The 21,620-nt window shown below is 64.6% G+C and carries 14 protein-coding genes; 5 read left to right on the top strand and 9 right to left on the bottom strand.

Annotation, left to right across the window (positions count from 1 at the left end; genetic code table 11):
* Positions 1–54 precede the first annotated feature (54 nt).
* Positions 55–717: a LexA family transcriptional regulator gene (locus tag R9B85_RS03455; RefSeq protein ID WP_423771053.1), complete on the top strand. Its 663-nt coding sequence runs from the start codon at positions 55–57 to the stop codon at positions 715–717.
* Between the two features lie 140 nt (positions 718–857).
* Here the strand turns inward: R9B85_RS03455 and R9B85_RS03450 are convergent, their stop codons facing one another.
* Genes R9B85_RS03450 through R9B85_RS03435 form a run of 4 tightly spaced genes read right to left on the bottom strand, consistent with a single transcriptional unit; the run spans position 858 to position 6,416 of the window.
* Entirely contained in the window at positions 858–2,810 is a 1,953-nt protein-coding gene (locus R9B85_RS03450; protein ID WP_423770832.1) for an acetyl/propionyl/methylcrotonyl-CoA carboxylase subunit alpha, read from the bottom strand.
* Positions 2,807–3,622 (bottom strand): gamma-carboxygeranoyl-CoA hydratase, encoded by an 816-nt coding sequence (locus R9B85_RS03445; RefSeq protein WP_215520604.1) that lies wholly within the window; start codon positions 3,620–3,622, stop codon positions 2,807–2,809. The genes R9B85_RS03450 and R9B85_RS03445 overlap by 4 nt, the downstream gene beginning before the upstream one ends.
* Before the next feature lie 3 nt (positions 3,623–3,625).
* Complete coding sequence (locus R9B85_RS03440; protein WP_046615628.1) at positions 3,626–5,233, bottom strand: carboxyl transferase domain-containing protein; 1,608 nt, start codon at positions 5,231–5,233, stop codon at positions 3,626–3,628.
* 19 nt (positions 5,234–5,252) lie between these two features.
* Positions 5,253–6,416, bottom strand: coding sequence for an isovaleryl-CoA dehydrogenase (locus R9B85_RS03435; RefSeq protein ID WP_013973339.1), 1,164 nt, complete (start codon positions 6,414–6,416; stop codon positions 5,253–5,255).
* A 319-nt stretch (positions 6,417–6,735) separates the two neighbouring features.
* Here R9B85_RS03435 and R9B85_RS03430 point away from each other — a divergent pair, with 319 nt between their 5' ends.
* On the top strand, positions 6,736–8,418 hold the full coding sequence (locus R9B85_RS03430; protein WP_423770831.1) for an AMP-binding protein: 1,683 nt from the start codon (positions 6,736–6,738) through the stop codon (positions 8,416–8,418).
* Positions 8,419–8,558: 140 nt separating this feature from the next.
* Here the strand turns inward: R9B85_RS03430 and R9B85_RS03425 are convergent, their stop codons facing one another.
* Positions 8,559–8,720: a hypothetical protein gene (locus tag R9B85_RS03425; protein ID WP_181457359.1), complete on the bottom strand. Its 162-nt coding sequence runs from the start codon at positions 8,718–8,720 to the stop codon at positions 8,559–8,561.
* A gap of 140 nt (positions 8,721–8,860) precedes the next feature.
* Here R9B85_RS03425 and R9B85_RS03420 point away from each other — a divergent pair, with 140 nt between their 5' ends.
* The 3 genes from R9B85_RS03420 (at position 8,861) to glgB (ending at position 16,577) form a co-directional block, all read left to right on the top strand.
* Positions 8,861–10,879, top strand: coding sequence for an alpha-1,4-glucan--maltose-1-phosphate maltosyltransferase (locus R9B85_RS03420; protein ID WP_112252867.1), 2,019 nt, complete (start codon positions 8,861–8,863; stop codon positions 10,877–10,879).
* A gap of 170 nt (positions 10,880–11,049) precedes the next feature.
* On the top strand, positions 11,050–14,370 hold the full coding sequence (gene treS / locus R9B85_RS03415) for a maltose alpha-D-glucosyltransferase (protein WP_423770830.1): 3,321 nt from the start codon (positions 11,050–11,052) through the stop codon (positions 14,368–14,370).
* Entirely contained in the window at positions 14,367–16,577 is a 2,211-nt protein-coding gene (gene glgB / locus R9B85_RS03410; RefSeq protein WP_112252865.1) for a 1,4-alpha-glucan branching protein GlgB, read from the top strand. Before treS ends, glgB begins: the two co-directional genes overlap by 4 nt.
* 107 nt (positions 16,578–16,684) lie before the next feature.
* Here the strand turns inward: glgB and R9B85_RS03405 are convergent, their stop codons facing one another.
* The 4 genes from R9B85_RS03405 to R9B85_RS03390 all read right to left on the bottom strand — a co-directional run bounded on the left by R9B85_RS03405 (position 16,685) and on the right by R9B85_RS03390 (position 21,611).
* Complete coding sequence (locus R9B85_RS03405; protein WP_112252864.1) at positions 16,685–17,761, bottom strand: autotransporter domain-containing protein; 1,077 nt, start codon at positions 17,759–17,761, stop codon at positions 16,685–16,687.
* A gap of 301 nt (positions 17,762–18,062) precedes the next feature.
* Positions 18,063–18,872 carry an endonuclease/exonuclease/phosphatase family protein gene (locus R9B85_RS03400; RefSeq protein ID WP_112252863.1) on the bottom strand — a complete coding sequence of 270 codons (810 nt, stop codon included), beginning with the start codon at positions 18,870–18,872 and terminating at the stop codon, positions 18,063–18,065.
* Between the two features lie 182 nt (positions 18,873–19,054).
* Complete coding sequence (gene glgX / locus R9B85_RS03395; protein ID WP_133973965.1) at positions 19,055–21,208, bottom strand: glycogen debranching protein GlgX; 2,154 nt, start codon at positions 21,206–21,208, stop codon at positions 19,055–19,057.
* Between the two features lie 154 nt (positions 21,209–21,362).
* Positions 21,363–21,611, bottom strand: a complete 249-nt coding sequence (locus tag R9B85_RS03390; protein WP_112252861.1) for a DUF2934 domain-containing protein — start codon at positions 21,609–21,611, stop codon at positions 21,363–21,365.
* Positions 21,612–21,620 lie beyond the last annotated feature (9 nt).

Genomic DNA, 21,620 nt, shown 5'->3' with positions numbered 1-21,620 from the left:
GGCCGCACCGGGTTCGATCGGGAGGCGCGCCTTTGCAGGAGGCTGATGGCAGCGATGAATATGGATAGATGGATTGCCCTGGTCCGTGATCGGATGGAGGAGCTAGGGCTCACTCAAGAACAGCTGGCCGAGCGTGTTGGTGTGTCTCAAGGCAGCGTGGGACATTGGGTGAACAAGCGGCGTCAGCCGAAGATCGAGTCGATGAATCGCACGCTCGTCGAGATTGGCATGCCCCATTACAGCGTCAGCTTGCACCTGCGCATTCAGGGGCAGGACGGGGAGCGGAGCGTTTACGATGTGGATGGCACCGATGACGATCTGGACCTCATGCAATACATCGTGTGTTTCCGCTACCCGGTGCTGGGTTGGGATGAGCTAGGTGTTGCAGATGGTACGGAGCCTGGCGTATTCGAGCAGACGGACTATCTGGCCCAAGGCAAGGCGTTCTGGCTGACCGTGGAAAACGATGCCATGAGTGCCGTCAGTGGCCGCAGTGTGCCGCAAGGTATGCGGATGTTGGTGGACCCTGGCGTAGAAGCCGAGCCAGGGCGTTTGGTTATCGCTCGTCAGCCCGGCAAACCGGCGATTTTCCGTGAGCTGGCGGAGGAAGGTGGGCAACGGTACCTGAAGGCACTCAACAGCAACTACCCGGCGCTGTTGTGTGAGGAAGGCTGCGAGTTTTTGGGTGTGGTCGTGCGAGTGCATGGCTCCTTCTAGATTGCCGGGGCTGCTGCGCAGCCCTTTCGCGACACAAGGCCGCTCCTACAGAGGATCGCGCCGGGTTTGATGCCAAGCGCGGACCCTTGTAGGAGCGGCCTTGTGTCGCGAAAGGGCCGCAAAGCGGCCCCCGGGTACCCTCACTCCGCCAGTTCGACCAGCACCGTCCCTTCGCTGACCATATCGCCTTCCTGGCAGAACAACGCCTTCACCGTGCCGCCATGCGGCGCGCGAATGCTGTGTTCCATCTTCATGGCCTCCAGCACTACCAGCGCCGTACCTGCTTCCACCACCTGCCCAGGCTCTACCAGCACACGCACGATGCTGCCGTTCATGGGCGCACCCAGGCCGCCCTGGTGGCTGTGGCTGGCCTCGGCCTCGGCAATCGGGTCGAAGGCTTCGATGGCATGCATCTCGCCGTCCCAGTGCAAGTACAGCGTGCCACCGCGGCGGATCGCCAGATGCTGGCGACGCACGCCCGCCTGGTCATGAACCAACCGCTCGCCCACCAGTTGCCAGGTAGACGCAGCGCTGCGCTCCAGGGCAACCGCCTGGTCCTGCCCGCCACTCACCAGGTGCAGGCTGCTGCGCGAAGGCAGGCCCAGGCGCAGGCCGTTGCGTTCGGCCCACGGCGAACTGTGGTCGTCGTCCCGCTGATGTGCGGCCTGGCTCTGCAACCAGGCCTCGGCCGCCGCTTCCCAGAAGCCTGCTGGCAGCGCTTGAGGCGCGGGCAACAAAACCTCCTGATGACGCGGAATGAACCCGGTATCCAGCTCCGCTGCAGCAAACGCCGGGTGGGCGAGAATGCGCCGCAGGAAGGCGATGTTGGTCTTCAGCCCGCCAATGGCAAACTCGTCGAGCATGGCCAGCAAGCGCAGGCGCGCCTGCTCGCGGTCTTCGCCCCAGGCGATCAGCTTGCCCAGCATCGGGTCGTAGAACGGCGACACCACATCGCCTTCGCTGACCCCGCTGTCCACCCGTCGCCCTTCGCCGGCTGCCGACTCGCGGTACAGCGTCAGCTTGCCGGTCGCCGGCAGGAATTCGTTCGCTGGGTCCTCGGCATACAGGCGCACTTCGATGGCATGGCCGATCAGCGGCACCTGCTCCTGGGTGATCGGCAGGGCCTCGCCGCAGGCCACGCGAATCTGCCAGGCCACCAGGTCGAGCCCGGTAATGGCCTCGGTGACTGGGTGCTCCACCTGCAGGCGGGTGTTCATCTCCATGAAGAAGAACTCGCCACGGGCATCGAGCAGGAACTCCACGGTGCCGGCGCCCACGTAGCCGATGGCCTGGGCCGCGCGCACTGCCGCCTCACCCATGGCCCGGCGCAATTCGGCTGACAGGCCTGGCGCAGGGGCTTCTTCCACCACCTTCTGGTGACGGCGCTGAATCGAACAGTCACGCTCGTTGAGGTACAGGCAGTTGCCGTGCTGGTCGGCGAATACCTGGATTTCCACATGGCGCGGCTTGAGCACGTACTTTTCCACCAGCATGCGCGCATCGCCGAACGACGACTGCGCCTCACGCTGGGCCGAGGCCAGGGCGTCGGCCAGCTGGCTTTCCTCCTCGACCACTTTCATGCCCTTGCCACCGCCGCCGGCGCTGGCCTTGAGCAGCACCGGGTAGCCGATGCGTTCGGCGGCGGTGCGGAAGGTGTCCAGGTCCTGAGCCTCGCCGTGGTAGCCCGGCACCAGCGGCACGCCAGCGGCTTCCATCAGTGCCTTGGCCGCCGACTTGCTGCCCATGGCGTCGATGGCGCTGGCCGGTGGGCCGAGGAAGATAAGCCCGGCCTCTTCGATGGCGCGTGCGAAGCCTGCGTTCTCGGACAGGAAACCATAGCCCGGGTGGATGGCCTGGGCGCCGCTGGCCTTGGCTGCGGCCAGCAGCTTGTCGACCAGCAGGTAGCTTTCGGCAGCCTTGGTGCCGCCGAGGTCGACGCGGGTATCGGCCTCGCGGCTGTGCCGGGCATCACGGTCGGTGGCGCTGTGTACGGCCACGGTGGTCAGGCCCATGGCCTTGGCGGTGCGCATTACCCGGCAGGCGATTTCGCCGCGGTTGGCGACCAGCAGGGTGGTCAAAGCGGGGCGGCTCATGGGCGCGGCTCCTTCTTGTCGTCGGTTTGCCACGCGGGGCGGCGTTTTTCCAGGAAGGCGCGCAGGCCCTCCTGGCCTTCGGCGCTGACGCGGATGCGGGCGATGGTGTTTTCGCAATAGCGGCGCAGGGCTGGGCTGAGTTCGCCGTCGTCCACCTCACGCAGCAGGTCCTTGGTGGCGCGCAGCGCTTGCGGGCTGTTCTGCAGCAGGTTGTTCACCCAGGCTTCGACCTGGGTGTCCAGTTCGCTGGCCGGGTATACCTCGGCCAGCAAGCCCAGCTCGCGGGCCCGCACGCCGCTGAAACGCTCGGCGGTAAGGGCATAGCGGCGCGCGGCGCGCTCGCCGATGGCCTTGACCACGAACGGGCTGATCACCGCCGGGGCCAGGCCTATGCGCACTTCCGACAGGCACAGTTGGGCGTCTTCGGCGCCGATGGCCATGTCGCAGCAGCTGATCAGGCCCAGCGCGCCGCCAAAGGCCGCGCCTTGCACCACGGCCAGGGTCGGCGCCTTGAGGCGGTGCAGGGCATACATCAGCTCGCCCAGCTCGCGGGCATCATCCAGGTTGGTGTTGAAGTCCAGCTGCGCCGACTGCTGCATCCAGGCCAGGTCGGCGCCGGCGCTGAAGTGCCGGCCGCGGCCGCGCAGCAGCACGAAACGCAGGCTGGCGTCCTCGGCCAACTGGTCGAGGGCGATAATCAGTTCGCGGATCATCAAGGCGTTGAACGCGTTGTTCTTGTCCTCGCGGCTGAGCCACAGGGTGGCGAAGCCGCGCGGGTCGCGGATCACTTCGAGGGTGCTGAAATCGCTCATGGGTCACATCCGGAAAATGCCGAAGCGGCTCTGTTCGATCGGGGCGTTCAGCGCGGCGGACAACGCCAGGCCGAGCACGTCGCGGGTCTGCGCCGGGTCGATGACACCGTCGTCCCACAGGCGGGCGCTGGAGTAGTAGGGGTGACCCTGGTGCTCGTACTGGTCAAGGATCGGCTGCTTGAGCCGGGCTTCGTCTTCGGCGCTGAACGGGTGACCACTGCGTTCGCTCTGTTCGCGCTTGACCTGGGCCAGCACGCCGGCGGCCTGTTCGGCCCCCATCACGCCAATCCGTGCGTTGGGCCACATCCACAGGAAGCGCGGGTCGTAGGCCCGGCCGCACATGCCATAGTTGCCGGCGCCGAAGCTGCCACCGATGATCACCGTGAACTTCGGCACCTGGGCGCAGGCCACGGCGGTGACCAGCTTGGCGCCGTGCTTGGCGATGCCGCCTTCTTCGTACTTCTTGCCGACCATGAAACCGGTGATGTTCTGCAGGAACAGCAGCGGGATGCCGCGCTGGCAGGCCAGTTCGATGAAGTGCGCGCCTTTTTGCGCGGCCTCGGCGAACAGGATGCCGTTGTTGGCCAGGATCGCCACCGGGTAGCCGTGCAGGTGGGCGAAGCCGCACACCAGGGTGGTACCGAACAGCGCCTTGAACTCGTCGAACACCGAGCCGTCGACCAGGCGTGCGATTACCTCGCGCACATCGAACGGTTGCTTGGCATCGGCCGGCACCACGCCATACAGCTCATCGGCGGCATACAGCGGTGCCACCGGGGCCAGGCGTTGCAGCTTGCCCAGCTTGTGCCAGTTGAGGTTGGCCACGCTGCGGCGGGCCAGGGCCAGGGCGTGTTCGTCGTTGTCGGCATAGTGGTCGGCCACGCCGCTGGTGCGGCAGTGCACATCGGCGCCGCCGAGGTCTTCGGCGCTCACCACCTCACCGGTGGCGGCCTTTACCAGTGGGGGGCCGGCAAGGAAGATGGTCGCTTGCTGGCGCACCATGATCGCTTCGTCGGCCATCGCGGGCACGTAGGCACCGCCGGCGGTGCACGAGCCCATCACCACGGCAATCTGCGGAATGCCCAGTGCGCTCATGTTGGCCTGGTTGAAGAAGATACGCCCGAAGTGCTCGCGGTCGGGGAACACTTCGTCCTGGCGTGGCAGGTTGGCGCCGCCGGAGTCCACCAGGTAGATGCACGGCAGGCGATTCTGCAGGGCGATGGTCTGTGCACGCAGGTGCTTCTTTACGGTCAGCGGGTAGTAGGAACCGCCTTTGACCGTGGCGTCGTTGGCCACGATCATGCATTCCACGCCTTCGACGCGGCCGATGCCGGCGATCACGCCCGCAGCGGGTACGTCTTCGCCATACACCTCATGGGCAGCCAGCTGGCCGATTTCGAGGAACGGCGAGCCCGGGTCCAGCAGGCGGTCGATACGCTCGCGTGGCAACAGCTTGCCACGCGAAGTGTGCCGCTCCTGAGCCTTGGGCCCACCGCCCTGGGCCACCTGGGCGAGCAGGCCGCGCAGGGCCTGGACCTGTTCGAGCATGGCCGCGCTGTTGCTGGCGAACTCTGCTGAACGCGGGTTGATCTGGGTGTGCAAGGTAGCCATGTGCGCCCGTCCCTTGTGCTCAGCGGGTTTCGTTGAACAGTTCGCGGCCAATCAGCATCCGGCGGATTTCGCTGGTGCCGGCACCGATCTCGTACAGCTTGGCGTCGCGCAGCAAGCGGCCTGCCGGGAATTCGTTGATATAGCCGTTGCCGCCAAGAATCTGGATTGCCTCCAGGGCCATTTGCGTGGCGCGTTCGGCGGTGTACAGGATCACCCCGGCGGCGTCCTTGCGGGTGGTCTCGCCACGGTCGCAGGCCTGCGCCACGGCATACAGGTAGGCGCGGCTGGCGTTGAGCTGGGTGTACATGTCGGCGATCTTGCCCTGGATCAGCTGGAATTCGCCGATGCTCTGGCCGAACTGCTTGCGGTCGTGAATGTAGGGCACCACCAGGTCCATGCAGCTTTGCATGATGCCGGTCGGGCCGCCGGACAGCACCACGCGCTCGTAGTCCAGGCCGCTCATCAGCACGCGCACGCCACCGTTGAGCTGGCCGAGGATGTTTTCTTCCGGCACTTCGACGCCGTCGAAGAACAGCTCGCAGGTGTTGGAGCCACGCATGCCCAGCTTGTCGAACTTGTTGCTGCGGCTGAAGCCTTTCCAGTCACGCTCGACGATGAACGCGGTGATACCGTGCGCGCCCTTTTCCAGGTCGGTCTTGGCGTAGATCACGTAGGTGTTGGCGTCCGGGCCGTTGGTGATCCAGGTCTTGCTGCCGTTGAGCACGTAGTGGTCGCCGCGCTTTTCCGCGCGCAGTTTCATCGACACCACGTCGGAACCGGCATTGGGCTCGCTCATGGCCAGGGCGCCGATGTGCTCGCCGCTGATCAGCTTGGGCAGGTACTTGAGCTTCTGCTCGTGGCTGCCGTTGCGGTTGATCTGGTTGACGCAGAGGTTGGAGTGGGCGCCGTAGGACAGGGCTACCGAGGCCGAGCCACGGCTGATTTCTTCCATCGACACCACGTGGGCCAGGTAGCCCAGGCCGGCACCGCCGTATTCTTCCGGCACGGTGATGCCCAGCAGGCCCATGTCGCCGAACTTGCGCCACATGTCGGCGGGGAACAGGTTGTCGTGGTCGATTTGCGCGGCACGCGGGGCCAGTTCGGCGGCGACGAAGGTGCGCACCTGGTCGCGGAGCATGTCGATGGTTTCGCCCAGGGCGAAGTTCAGGGTGGGGTAATGCATGCTGGGGCACCTTGTTGTTCTTGAAATTGGGTAACACCGTAGCTCAAGGGCTATCACCGGCCCTGTGGGAGCGGGTTTACCCGCGAATGCGTCAGCAGGGCCACCGTCATTGCCTGGATGATCGCATTCGCGGGTGAACCCGCTCCCACAGGGTCGGTGGTGCGCCGACAAACCAGATGTCGTTTTCACCTTTACGTTAACGTAAACCTGCGCGCATCCACTGTCAATCGGCTCATCACCTTTACGTAAACGTAAATCTGCGCCAGAGTATCCCCGCTTGCTTCAGTCGTGCCCAGAACAACCACAAGAAGGGACACCCATGAGTCAACCAAGCTATACCCGCGGTCGCCAGGACCAAGCCTTGCTGACCCAGACCATCGGCCAGGCCTTCGATGCCACGGTGGCCCGCTACGCCGACGGCGAGGCCCTGGTGTCGCGCCATCAGGGCCTGCGCTACAGCTGGCGCCAGCTGGCCGAGCAGGTCGAGGTGCATGCTCGTGCCCTGATGGCCCTGGGCGTGAACACCGGCGATCGGGTCGGCATCTGGTCGCCCAACTGCGCCCAGTGGTGCATCCTGCAGCTGGCCAGCGCCAAGGTCGGCGCGATTCTGGTCAACATCAACCCGGCCTACCGCGTGGGCGAGCTGGAATACGTGCTGCGCCAGTCCGGATGCCGCTGGCTGGTGTGTGCCGATGCCTTCAAGACGTCCGACTACCACGCCATGGTCCAGGAACTGGCACCGGAGCTGGCCAGTGCCACCCCGGGTGAAATGGCCAGTGAACGCCTGCCCGACCTGCGTGGTGTGGTCAGCCTGGCCGCCAACCCGCCGGCAGGCTTTTTGCCTTGGCAGGCGCTGGCCGAGCGGGCAGGGCAGACCTCGACCGAGGCCTATGCGACGCGCCAGCAAAGCCTGCAGTTCGACCAGCCGGTGAACATCCAGTACACCTCCGGCACCACCGGCGCGCCGAAGGGCGCCACGCTCAGCCACTACAACATCCTCAACAACGGCTTCATGGTCGGCGAAAGCCTGGGCCTGACCGCACACGACCGCATGGTGATCCCGGTGCCGCTGTACCACTGCTTCGGCATGGTCATGGCCAACCTCGGTTGCATCACCCACGGCAGCACCATGATCTACCCCAACGACGCCTTCGACGCCGAGCTCACCCTGCGCGCCGTGGCCGAAGAGCGCGCGAGCATTCTCTATGGCGTGCCAACCATGTTCATCGCCATGCTCGACCACCCCGCGCGCGCGCAAATGGATTTGTCGACCCTGCGCAGCGGCATCATGGCTGGCGCCACCTGCCCGATCGAGGTGATGCGCCGGGTCATCGACCAGATGCACATGGCCGAAGTGCAGATCGCCTATGGCATGACCGAAACCAGCCCGGTGTCGCTGCAGACCGGCCCGGACGACCACCTGGAACTGCGCGTGACCACCGTCGGCCGTACCCAGCCGCAGCTGGAGAACAAGCTGGTGGATGCCGACGGCTGCATCGTCCCGCGCGGCGAGATCGGCGAGCTGTGCACTCGCGGCTACAGCGTGATGCTCGGCTACTGGGACAACCCCCAGGCCACCGCGGATGCCATCGACCCGGCCGGCTGGATGCATTCGGGCGACCTGGCGGTGATGGACGAGCATGGCTATGTGCGCATTGTCGGGCGCAACAAGGACATGATCATTCGTGGCGGCGAGAACATCTACCCGCGGGAACTGGAAGAGTTCTTCTACACCCACCCAGCGGTGGCCGATGCGCAAGTGATCGGCATCCCGTGCAGCCGTTATGGCGAGGAGATCGTCGCCTGGATAAAGCTGCACCCTGGGCACAGTGCCACGGTCGAGGAGCTGCAGGGCTGGTGCAAGGCGCGCATTGCCCATTTCAAGGTGCCGCGGCATATCCGCTTCGTCGACGAGTACCCGATGACGGTGACCGGCAAGGTGCAGAAGTTCCGCATGCGGGAGATCAGTGTGGCCGAGATCGCGGCGGTTACTGCTGGTTGATGCATTGGCTGTTCCGGCCTCTTCGCGGGTAAACCCGCTCCCACAGGTACAGCGCCGTGTTCGAGTTTGGCGCTGTCCCTGTGGGAGCGGGTTTACCCGCGAAGAGGCCGGCCCTGCCAGCACAGGATCCTGGTCTACCCTTAAGCCTTCACCGGTGGCTCCTGGCTCGGCGGGTCGCCCACTGTCGGCGGCACGGTCGGCTTGATCGGCAGCTCGTCCGGGTCTTCCTCCGGCACGGGCGGCGGCAGGCTCGGGTTGTCGATGTTGGGATCGGGAGTCTCCGGTGGAATGGGAATGTTCATGGCCTGACCTCGCTTGGGTAATTGAAGAGGTGCTGCAGGCTTCGACTTCGCGCAGCTGCCGTTCGCTCAATTTTTTTGAACCCCACGCCTGTGCCCGGCTCTGAACCCTTACCGCCACCAGCCTGAGGGAGCAAGGTCCGATGTCACGAAACGAGCCCTTCGAAAGCGTGCCCATGGCCAACGATCACCCGGACCAGGCCATCAGCCTGTCCCAGGCGCTGCTGGCGCCGCGCATCGTGATCGAAGACACCCAACCCGTGCTCGAAGCCGGCACCTTCGCCACCAAGGCCATCAGTGGCCAGCCGGTGGAGGTCAGCAGCAAGGTCTACAGCGACGGCCATGACCGCCTGGCGGTGATGCTCAACTGGCGCCAGGCCCACAGCCGGCGCTGGCATTGCGTGCCCATGCACTCACCGGGCAACGACCTGTGGCTGGCCGAGTTCACCCCCACCGATCTGGGCCCGCACCTGTTCAGCATCGAGGCCTGGATCGACCCGTTCGCCACCTATTGCCACGATCTGGAGAAGAAGTACCACGCCGGTGTCGAGGTCAGGTTGGAGCTGGAAGAAGGCCGATTGATGCTGGGCAAGGGCATCGAGCTGTGCAACGGTGCCCTGCGCGAGGAGCTCCAGGCCTTGCAGCAGCGCCTGCCCACGCTGAACACCGACGACCAGGTGGCGCTGTTTCTCGACCCCGCCACCGCCCGCCTGATGAGCGATGCCGAGCATCGCAGCTACCTGGCCCGCAGCCGTGAATTCCCCGTCGATGTCGACCGCCCGGCCGCGCAGTTTGCCAGCTGGTACGAGCTGTTCCCACGCTCGATCACCGACAGCCCCGAGCGCCACGGCACCTTCAATGATGTGCACGCGCGCCTGCCGATGATTCGCGACATGGGCTTCGACGTGTTGTACTTCCCGCCCATCCATCCCATCGGCATGCAGCACCGCAAGGGCCGCAACAACGCCCTGACGGCGGCGCCCGGCGACCCGGGCAGCCCGTACGCCATCGGCAGCGCGGAAGGCGGGCATGAGGCGATTCACCCGCAACTGGGCAGCCGCGACGACTTCCGCCGCCTGGTGGCCGCGGCGGCCGAACATGGCCTGGAAATCGCCCTCGACTTCGCCATCCAGTGCTCCCAGGACCACCCCTGGCTCAAGGAGCACCCCGGCTGGTTCAGCTGGCGACCGGACGGCACCATCCGCTATGCCGAGAACCCACCGAAGAAATACCAGGACATCGTCAACGTCGATTTCTATGCACCCGACGCCGTCCCCTCGCTGTGGCTGGCCTTGCGCGATGTGGTGGTCGGCTGGGTCGAGGAGGGGGTGAAGACCTTCCGCGTCGACAACCCGCACACCAAACCACTGCCATTCTGGCAATGGCTGATCGCCAATGTGCGTAGCCGGTACCCTGAGGTCATCTTCCTCGCCGAAGCCTTCACCAAGCCGGCGATGATGGCCCGCCTGGGCAAGGTCGGATACGCGCAGAGCTATACCTATTTCACCTGGCGCAACCACAAACAGGAGCTGCGCGAGTACTTCGAGCAGCTCAACCAGCCGCCATGGAGCCAGTGCTACCGGCCCAACTTCTTCGTCAACACCCCCGACATCAACCCGTACTTCCTGCACACCTCCGGCCGTGCCGGCTTCCTCATCCGCGCAGCGCTGGCCACCATGGGCTCGGGGCTGTGGGGCATGTACTCCGGCTTCGAGCTGTGCGAAAGCACGCCGCTGCCAGGCAAAGAGGAGTACCTGGATTCGGAGAAGTACCAAATTCGCCCACGCGATTTCAGTCAACCCGGCAACATCATTGCCGAGATCGCCCAGCTCAACCGCATTCGCCGGCAGAACCGCGCCTTGCAGACCCACCTGGGCGTGGCGTTCTTCAACTGCTGGAACGACAACATCCTGTACTTCGCAAAACGCACGCCCGAGCGCGACAACTACATCCTGGTGGCAATCAGCCTCGACCCGCACAACGCACAGGAGGCGCATTTCGAGCTGCCGCTGTGGGAGCTGGGGCTGGATGACAACGCCGAAACCCATGGTGAAGACCTGATGAACGGCCATCGCTGGTCGTGGTACGGCAAGACCCAATGGATGCGCATCGAACCCTGGCATCTGCCGTTCGGTATCTGGCGCATCGAAAAGGCCCGTTAGCAAGGTACACGCCATCCCCTGTGGGAGCGGGTTCACCCGCGAAGCAGGCGCTGCGGAGCATGGCACCGGCTTCGCCGGTGTTCGCGGGTAAACCCGCTCCCACAGGGGATCGTGTCAAGTCAGTTGCTTATGCATCAGGGCCAGAGCAACCAGAATTGAAAGGAGTCCACATGGCCAAGCGTTCCCGCCCGGCAGCCTTCATCGACGACCCGCTGTGGTACAAGGACGCCGTCATCTACCAGCTGCACATCAAGTCGTTCTTCGATTCGAACAACGACGGCATTGGCGATTTCGCCGGCCTGATCAGCAAGCTCGACTACATCGCCGAGCTGGGCGTCAACACCCTGTGGCTGCTGCCGTTCTATCCCTCGCCACGCCGCGACGACGGCTATGACATCGCCGAGTACAAGGCCGTGCACCCCGACTACGGCAACCTGGCCGATGCCCGCCGCTTCATCGCCGAGGCGCACAAACGCGGCCTGCGGGTCATCACCGAGCTGGTCATCAACCACACCAGCGACCAGCACCCTTGGTTCCAGCGCGCCCGCCATGCCAAGCGCGGCAGCAAGGCACGGGACTTCTACGTGTGGTCGGATGACGACCAGAAGTACGATGGCACGCGCATCATCTTCCTCGACACCGAGAAGTCCAACTGGACCTGGGACCCGGTCGCCGGCCAGTACTTCTGGCACCGCTTCTACTCGCACCAGCCCGACCTCAACTTCGACAACCCGCAAGTGCTCAAGGCAGTGATCGGGGTGATGCGCTTCTGGCTGGACCTGGGTGTCGATGGCCTGCGCCTGGACGCCATTCCTTACCTGATCGAACGCGACGGCACCAACAACGAGAACCTTGGCGAAACCCACGACGTGCTCAAGGCGATTCGCGCTGAAATCGACGCCAACTACCCCGACCGCATGCTGCTGGCAGAGGCCAACCAGTGGCCCGAGGATACCCGCCCGTACTTCGGCGAAGGCGAGGGCGACGAATGCCACATGGCCTTCCACTTCCCGCTGATGCCGCGCATGTACATGGCCCTGGCCATGGAAGACCGTTTCCCGATCACCGACATCTTGCGCCAGACCCCGGAAATCCCTGCCAATTGTCAGTGGGCGATCTTCCTGCGCAACCACGATGAGCTGACCCTGGAAATGGTCACCGACCGCGAGCGCGACTACCTGTGGAACTACTACGCCGAAGACCGCCGCGCCCGCATCAACCTGGGCATCCGCCGCCGCCTGGCGCCGCTGCTGCAGCGCGACCGCAGGCGTATCGAACTGCTCACCAGCCTGCTGCTGTCGATGCCCGGCACACCCACCCTGTATTACGGCGATGAACTGGGCATGGGCGACAACATCTACCTGGGCGACCGCGACGGCGTGCGCACGCCTATGCAATGGTCGCCGGACCGCAACGGCGGTTTCTCTCGCGCCGACCCGCAGCGCCTGGTACTGCCACCGATCATGGACCCACTGTACGGTTACCAGACCGTAAACGTCGAAGCCCAGGCCGCCGACCCGCACTCGCTGCTGAACTGGACCCGGCGCATGCTGGCGGTGCGCAAGCAGCAGAAGGCCTTCGGCCGCGGCAGCCTGCGTACCCTCACGCCGAACAACCGGCGCATCCTCGCCTATCTGCGCGAGTACACCGACGCCGATGGCAACACCGAAGTCATCCTGTGCGTGGCCAACGTCTCCCGCGCCGCCCAGGCTGCCGAACTGGAATTGTCACAGTACGCCGACAAAGTACCGGTGGAGATGCTCGGCGGCAGCGCTTTCCCGCCGATCGGGCAACTGCCGTTCCTGCTGACCTTGCCACCCTACGCCTTCTACTGGTTCCTGCTGGCCAGCCACGACCGCATGCCCAGCTGGCACATCCAGGCCACCGAGGGGTTACCCGAATTGACCACACTGGTACTGCGCAAACGCATGGAAGAACTGCTGCAAGCCCCCGCCAGCGATACCCTGCAAAGCGCCATCCTGCCGCAGTACCTGCCCAAGCGGCGCTGGTTCGCCGGCAAGGAAGGGCCGATCGACGCGGTGCGCCTCTGCTACGGCGTGCGCTTCGGCACGGCAACCACACCAGTGCTGCTGAGTGAAATCGAAGTGCTCAGCGACGGTGTGGCCAACCGCTATCAATTGCCGTTCGGCCTGCTGCCCGAAGAACAGATCAACAGCGCGCTGCCACAGCAGCTGGCCCTGTCACGGGTGCGTCGTGCCCATCAGGTTGGCCTGATCACCGACGCCTTCGTCCTTGAGCCGTTCATCCGCGCGGTGCTGCGAGCCTGTGAGGATGGCATGCATCTGCCTTGTGGCAATGGCGAGGGCGAGCTGCGCTTCGAAAGCACGCAGCAGTTGGCGGGCCTGGCGTTGAACGACGACAGCAGCGTGCGCTACCTCAGCGCCGAGCAGTCCAACAGCTCGGTGGTGATCGGCGACCAGGTGGTGCTCAAGCTGATTCGCCGGGTCAACCCGGGTGTGCACCCCGAGCTGGAAATGAGCGCCTACCTGACCGCCGCAGGCTTTGCCAACATTTCGCCGCTGCTGGCCTGGGTCAGCCGGGTGGACGAGCAGGGCGCGCCACACCTGCTGATGATCGCCCAAGGCTACCTGAGCAACCAGGGTGACGCCTGGGCCTGGACCCAGAACACCCTGGAGCGAGCCATCCGCGACCAGATGGAGCCTTCCAGCCTCGACGCCGATGCGCACACCGATGCAATGGCCGAACTTACCGGCTTTGCCGCCTTGCTCGGCCAGCGCCTGGGCGAGATGCACCTGCTGCTGGCCGCACCGACCAATGACGAGGCCTTCAAGCCGCGCCCAAGCGATGCTGACGACAGCGAACGCTGGAGTGCACAGATCAGTGCCGAACTCACCCATGCCCTCGACCTGCTGGCCCAGCACCGCGACAGCCTCGACAGCGAAAGCCAGGCGCTGGTCGACGACTTGCAGCAACAGCGCGACGGCCTGGCCCAACATATCGCCGACCTGACCCGCCAGGCCCAGGGCGGCCTGCTGATGCGCGTGCACGGCGACCTGCACCTGGGCCAGGTGCTGGTGGTGCAGGGCGACGCCTACCTCATCGATTTCGAAGGTGAACCGGCCCGGCCGCTGCAAGAGCGTCGGGCAAGACATAGCCCGTACAAGGATGTCAGCGGCGTGCTGCGATCCTTCGACTATGCTGCTGCGATGATCTTGCGCAGCGCGTCTGCGGTGGACCTTTCCGACCCGGCGCGCCAAGCCCGGCAACGTGTAGCCAGGCAATACCTGCACCAGTCGCGGCATGCCTTTGTCGAAGCCTATGGCCTGGCCACCGCGGCCATGCCTCACGCCTGGCAGCAGGCCGAAGGCGAGCGTGCTGCACTGGAGCTGTTCTGCCTGGAGAAGGCTGCCTACGAAATTACATACGAAGCCGAAAACCGTCCAAGCTGGCTGGCCGTGCCTTTGCATGGCCTGCATGGACTGATCAGTACTTGGGGAGAGTCAGAATGAACGTTACAACGCGTGAAAACGGCGGCCTTCGGCAACGGGACCTCGACGCCCTGGCCCGCGCCGAGCACGCCGATCCATTTGCGGTACTCGGCCCCCATGGCGACGGCGCGGGCGGGCAGGTGGTCCGCGCCTTCCTGCCCAATGCCCTGAATGTGCGCATGCTGGCCCGGCATGACGGGCGCATCCTTGCCGAAATGGAGCAGGGCAGCCTGCCCGGGTTGTTCACCGCGCACCTCGATGAGGCACACCCTTACCTGCTGCAGATCGGCTGGGCCGGTGGCGAGCAGATTACCGAAGACCCCTACAGCTTCGGCCCGCAACTGGGCGACATGGACTTGTACCTGTTCGCCGAAGGCAACCACCGCGACCTGTCCGGGCGCTTCGGCGCCCAACCTGTGCAGGTGGATGGCGTCGACGGCGTGTGTTTCTCGGTGTGGGCACCGAACGCCCGGCGGGTGTCGGTGGTGGGCGACTTCAACAACTGGGACGGCCGCCGCCACCCCATGCGCCTGCGCCACAGCGCCGGGGTGTGGGAGCTGTTCGTACCGCGCCTTGGGGTGGGCGAAACCTACAAGTTCGAGGTGCTGGGCAAGGACGGCATTCTGCCGCTGAAGGCCGACCCGCTGGCGCGCGCTACCGAACTGCCACCGAGCACCGCCTCCAAGGTAGCGGGGCCGCTCAGCCACCACTGGCAAGACCACGACTGGATGGCGCAACGCGCTCAGCGCCATGCCTACAGCGCGCCGCTGTCGATCTACGAACTGCACCCGGGGTCGTGGCGCTGCGAGCTGGATGAGGCGGGTGAGGTCGGGCGCTTTTACAACTGGCGCGAACTGGCCGAGCGCCTGGTGCCGTATGTTCAGGAACTGGGCTTCACCCACATCGAATTGCTGCCGATCATGGAGCACCCGTTCGGCGGCTCTTGGGGTTACCAGCCGCTGTCGCTGTTCGCGCCCACCTCGCGCTACGGCAGTGCCGAAGACTTCGCCGCCTTCGTCGACGCCTGCCACCAGGGCGGGATTGGCGTGCTGCTAGACTGGGTGCCGGCGCATTTCCCCACCGACGAACACGGCCTGGCGCGTTTCGACGGCACCGCCCTGTACGAATACGAAAACCCCCTGGAGGGCTTCCACCAGGACTGGAACACGCTGATCTACAACCTTGGCCGCAACGAGGTGCGTGGCTTCATGATGGCCTCGGCGCTGCACTGGCTGAAGCACTTCCACATCGATGGCCTGCGTGTCGATGCCGTGGCCTCGATGCTGTACCGCGACTATTCGCGCAAGGCCGGCGAATGGGTGCCCAACCGCCACGGCGGGCGCGAGAACCTCGAGGCCATCGACTTCATCCGCCACCTCAACGGCGTGGCGGCCCACGAGGCCCCTGGCGCGCTGATCATCGCCGAGGAGTCCACCGCCTGGCCCGGCGTCAGTCAGCCGACCCAGCAGGGCGGCCTGGGCTTTGCCTACAAGTGGAACATGGGCTGGATGCACGACACCTTGCATTACATCCAGAACGACCCGGTGCACCGCACCTACCACCACAACGAGATGAGCTTCGGGCTGATCTACGCCTATTCCGAGCACTTCATCCTGCCCATTTCCCACGACGAAGTGGTGCATGGCAAGCATTCGCTGATCGACAAAATGCCCGGCGACCGCTGGCAGAAATTTGCCAACCTGCGCGCCTACCTCACTTTCATGTGGGCGCATCCTGGCAAGAAGCTGCTGTTCATGGGCTGCGAGTTCGGCCAGTGGCGTGAGTGGGACCACGATGGCGAGCTGGACTGGTACCTGCTGCAGTACCCTGAGCACCAGGGTGTACAGCGCCTGGTCGGCGACCTCAACCGTCTGTACCGCGAGGTGCCGGCGTTGCACGAGCAGGATTGCCAGCCCCAGGGGTTCCAGTGGCTGATCGGTGACGATGCGCAGAACAGCGTGTATGCCTGGTTGCGCTGGAGCAGCAGCGGCGAACCGGTGCTGGTGGTGGCCAACTTCACGCCGGTGCCGCGCGAGGGGTATCGCATTGGCGTGCCGTTTGGCGAGCGCTGGCAAGAGCTGTTGAACAGTGATGCAGAGCTGTATGCCGGGTCCAATGTCGGCAACCTGGGGGTGGTGGTGAGTGACCAGATAGCCAGCCATGGCCAGCCGCAGTCGCTGGCCCTGAACCTGCCGCCGCTGGGTGTGCTGGTGATGAAGCCGGCCTGATCTTCTGCCTCTTCGCGGGTAAACCCGCTCCCACAGGTAGTGCACAAGCTTCAAATGTTGTGCGGACCTTGTGGGAGCGGGTTCACCCGCGAAAGGGCCGAACCTGCCTACCACCGCATCCGCACCCCAAGGCTGCCAATCAACCCGTTCAAATCGTTGTCATCCACATCACTGCTGTAATCGGCACTGACGAACAACGCCACCGAAGGCGTCACCCGCGCCACCAGCCCCAACCCCAGTTCCACCGTGGTCGAGTAGCGCGAGCTGGAGATCTTGTCGACCTGGTCCAGCTTCACCTCATCGGCATTGCTGAAGTCATACCACACGTTGGTCCGCACATAGGGCTCGATCGGCATGCCGCGTACTTCATAACGCCCGGACAGCCTGGCACCGACCCGACCGCTCCAGCTCGGCTGGCTGTCGAAGGCCTGCAAGGTCTCCTCCTGCGCCCGGTTGCCAGGGAACAACCGCTGGTTGATCAACTGCGCCTGCGGCTCGATCACCCAGCCGCCACCCAGGCCGATGGGTATGCCGCCTTCCAGCGAAAAGGTCATCGCGTGGCCGCTGTCGTCCAGTCGCTGGCCATTCTCGCCACGACCATTGACGTCGATGCGCGACCCCATGGCCACGGCATCCAGGTGCCAGCCCTGCTCATGGGTCATGCTCCAGTACACCCCCAGGCTTTCACCGCTGAGGTTCACGGCGTTGCGTTGCTTGTCACCCAACAGCCGGCGCATGCCGTTGAAGCTGGTCTGCAGGTTGTTTTGCCCCACGAAGATCCCTGCGCGGTGCACATTGCCCGCTGCAGTTTCGCGCACGAACAGGTCCGGGCCGATCATCAGTTGCTGGCTGGGTGCCTCCAGCTGGTCCGGGGGCTGCGCGCCACTGCGTGCAGCGGTGGGGAAGAACTGCGCCCACTGGCTGGCGACCAGGTCCGGTGCAGCCTGCCCATGGCGTTCGCTCATCTTTTGCGAAAAGGCGTTCAAGGTACCCATGTTCAAGCCACTGGCGCTGACCGGGTCGAGCGACAGCTGTGGTACTGCCGGTTGGTGCAGGAAACCGGGTGAGATCGGGTCGTCCTGCAGTTCATACGCGATAGTTTCCACCGGGGTTGCCAGAAGCAGCGACGTGGAAACCGCGTAAAAAATGCTGTCGAAGCGCAAGTGGTTCGAGGTGCTTTTCATGGCGGATCTCCTTTGTTTTTGTGTTACAGCCCTAGGACCTGGCCTGTTGTCACGAGCTGTACGGCAAAAACAGTGGGCGACCCAAACCAGCACGCCAGGCTATCGCCAGCGCGCACGAAGGCGCGAGCTAGAGGCCCGGCGCGAGATCATTACTGCTTTGATATGTTCAGCTAAGGAGAGCGCGCCGCTTGCGTCAAGAAAGCGTGAAGGAAGTGTTCAGGTTCCGTGGTTTTATCCAACCTGTTGAATACTTTGACAAACTCGCTGGGCATAGCGGGGTTCGCTATTTGCCGTGACCGGGCTATGAAGAATGATTGCTAAGCCTGACTTCGACCGACAACGGCAGGTGGTCCGACAGGTGCGACCAAGGTTTATGCCCAAGAATCCGCGGCCCATGGCTTTCGGCGTTGCGCAGGTAGACACGGTCCAGGCGCAGCAGCGGCAGCCGCGCAGGATAGGTGCGGGCCAGGTGGCCATGGTGGCGCTCGAAGGCCTCATGCAGGTCATTCTGCAAACCCAGGGTGCGGTTACCATGGGATTTCCAGTCGTTGAAATCGCCGGCGATGATCACCGGTGCGTCGGCGGGAAGGGATTCGAGCAGCTTGCGTAGCAGTTGCAGCTGCTTCTGGCGGTGGCTTTCCAGTAACGACAGGTGCACGCAGATGGCATGCACCTGGTGCTGGCCAGGCACATCCAGGACGCAGTGCAACAGGCCCCGACGTTCGGGGCCGGTGATCGACACATCGAGGTTGCGGTGTTCGATGATCGGGTATTTGGACAGCAGCGCGTTGCCGTGGTGGCCGTCGGGGTAGACCGCGTTGCGGCCGTAGGCGAAGTCGCTCCACATGCTGTCGGCGAGGAATTCGTACTGCGAAGTCTGCGGCCAGCCGGGGTAGCGCGCGGCGTGGCGGTCGTGGCTGCCGAGCACTTCCTGGAGGAAGACGATATCGGCCTGTGTACTGCGCACCGCCTCGCGCAGTTCCGGCAGGATGAAGCGCCTGTTGAAAGCGGTGAAGCCCTTGTGGGTGTTCACCGTCAGCACCTGCAGCCGCTTCACGGCCGGGGCCTGGTTGACACTGGCGAAACCTTTACTGCCGGCTTCGGGGTTCACGGTTACTCCTCAATGGCAGGTGCATGTGTTTTGCATGTACCGGCCCTATCGCCGGCAAGCCAGCTCCCACAGGTACTGCACAGCCCGTCAGCCAGCGGATTACCTGTGGGAGCTGGCTTGCCGGCGATGAGGCCAGTACAGGCAACCGATACACATTGGGACCGACGATGGTCCCGTGGGGTTCACTCCTCATCCCGCTGCAACACCATCAGCAGCAACGACCGCCCCTTCACCTCGAACGTGCTGTCGAACTGCAGGTGCTGGCCCTTGCGCAGCTCCGGCCGGTCGGTATCGACCAGGCAGCTCCAGTAATCCCCCTCGGGCACGGTCGGCAACTTGAACGGCACGATGTCGTGGTGGGCATTGACGATCAGCAGCACGGTGGCCTCGGCACCTGGCCGGGCAATGCCGCTGACCTGGGCACGGCCATCGATCAGCATGCCCAGGCAGCGCCCGTGCGGGTCTTCCCATTGCTCCACGCTCATCTCGTTGCCATCCGGTGCCAGCCAGGTCACGTCCTTGACGCCGATTGCCTCATTGTAGTCGCCCACCAGGAAGCGCGAGCGGCGTAGCACTGGGTAGGCCAGGCGCAGGCGGGTCAGGCGCTTGACGAAGGCCAGCAGTTCCAGGCCCTCCTGGTCGAGGTCCCAGTTCACCCAGCCGATCTCGCTGTCCTGGCAGTAGGCGTTGTTGTTGCCGTGCTGGGTGCGGCTGAACTCATCGCCGGCGACGATCATCGGCGTGCCCTGGGCCAGCAGCAGGGTAGCGAAGTAGTTGCGCATCTGGCGCATGCGCAGGGCATTCACTGCCGGGTCGTCGGTTGGCCCCTCGACACCGCAGTTCCATGACAGGTTGTTATCGGTGCCGTCCTGGTTGTTCTCGTCGTTGTCTTCGTTGTGCTTGTGGTTGTAAGACACCAGGTCGCGCAAGGTGAAACCGTCGTGGGCGGTGACGAAGTTGACCGAAGCATAGGGGCGCCGGCCACGGTTGTTGAACATGTCCCCCGAGGCGGTCATGCGCGAGGCAAAGTCGGCCAGTTGGCCTTCGTCGCCTTTCCAGAACGCGCGCACGGTGTCGCGGAAGCGGTCGTTCCACTCTGCCCAGCCCGGGGCGAAGTTGCCCACCTGGTAACCGCCCGGGCCGCAGTCCCAGGGCTCTGCGATCAGCTTCACCTGGCTCAGCATCGGGTCTTGGCGGCAGGCGACGAGGAAGCCGTGGCGTTCGCTGTAGCCGTCGTGGTAGCGGCCAAGGATGGTCGCCAGGTCGAAGCGGAAGCCGTCCACGTGCATCTCGCCGGCCCAGTAGCGCAGCGAGTCGGTGACCAGCTGCAGCACGCAGGGGTGGCTGAGGTCCAGGGTGTTGCCGGTGCCGGAATCGTTGATGTAGTAGCGTTTGTCGTCCGGCATCAGGCGGTAGTACGAGGCGTTGTCGATGCCGCGCATCGACAGCGTGGGGCCGCGCTCGTTGCCTTCGGCGGTGTGGTTGTAGACCACGTCCAGGATCACCTCCAGCCCGGCGTCATGCAGGTGCGCGACCATTTCCTTGAATTCGGCGATCTTGCCGCTGGCCAGGTAACGCGGGTGAGGGGCGAAGAAGGCGATGCTGTTGTAGCCCCAGTAGTTGTTCAGCCCCTTGTCCAGAAGGTGCTGGTCGTTGACGAAGGCATGAATCGGCAGCAGCTCTATGCTGGAAACGCCCAGCTCCTTGATGTGTTTGAGCAGCTCGTCATTGGCCAGGCCGGCAAAGGTGCCGCGCAGTTCTTCCGGCACCGCCGGGTGGCGCATGCTGATGCCACGGGTGTGGGCCTCGTAGATGATCGTGCGTTCCCAGGGGATCAGCACGCGTTGGTCGCGGCCCCAGGTGAAGGCGGGGTCGATCACCTTGCACTTGGGCACGAAGGGCGCGCTGTCGCGCTCGTCGAACGACAGGTCGCCGTCGGGGTGGCCGATGGTGTAGCCGAACAGTGCTTCGGACCATTGCAGGCTGCCGACCAGTTGCTTGGCATACGGGTCGATCAGCAGTTTGTTGGGGTTGAAGCGGTGGCCGTTCTCTGGCTCGTAGGGGCCATGCACGCGGTAGCCGTAGACCAGCCCGGGGTGCGCGTCGGGCAGGTAGCCGTGGTAGATCTCGTCGGTGTATTCGGGTAGCTCGATGCGTTCGATTTCGTGCTCGCCAGTGGAGTCGAACAGGCACAGCTCGACCTTGGTGGCGTTGGCCGAGAACAGGGCAAAGTTGACCCCAAGGCCATCCCAGGTGGCGCCGAGGGGGAATGGCAGGCCTTCGCGAATACGCGAAGGGGCGACCGAGCGGGTTTTCTTCGGGGTGCGGGGGCTCATGGCGGTCCTCTGTGGCCGTGGTGAGGGAAGGGAGCTATGCAGTCCTGCACCAGCCTCTTCGCGGGTAAACCCGCTCCCACAGGTATGGCGTAATGCTCAGGCCTGACCCCATTCCTGTGGGAGCGGGTTTACCCGCGAAGAGGCCGGTACAGGCTTAACCGGCAGCCGGCTTTTTCACCGCCCGGGGTTTCTTAGCTGCCACGGCCTTCTCAACCGGCTCAGCCGCTACCTTGGGCTTGGCCGGGGCCCGTTTGCGCGGCGCCGCCTTGGGTGCCAGCGCCTCGGCTTCGGCCAGCTTGCGAGCCATGTCCCAATGGCGATCTTCCTGGCCGGCGGGCTTACCCTCGGACTCCCAGATCTGGTAGGCAAATTCGCGGATACGCTTTTCATCGACACTCATCATGACGCTCCT

The organism is Pseudomonas sp. NLJ1, from assembly GCF_049486705.1.
In the GTDB taxonomy this organism is placed as follows: domain Bacteria; phylum Pseudomonadota; class Gammaproteobacteria; order Pseudomonadales; family Pseudomonadaceae; genus Aquipseudomonas; species Aquipseudomonas inefficax.
The sequence above is the reverse complement of the archived record's forward strand: the minus strand, read 5'-3'. Positions and strand labels throughout refer to the sequence as shown.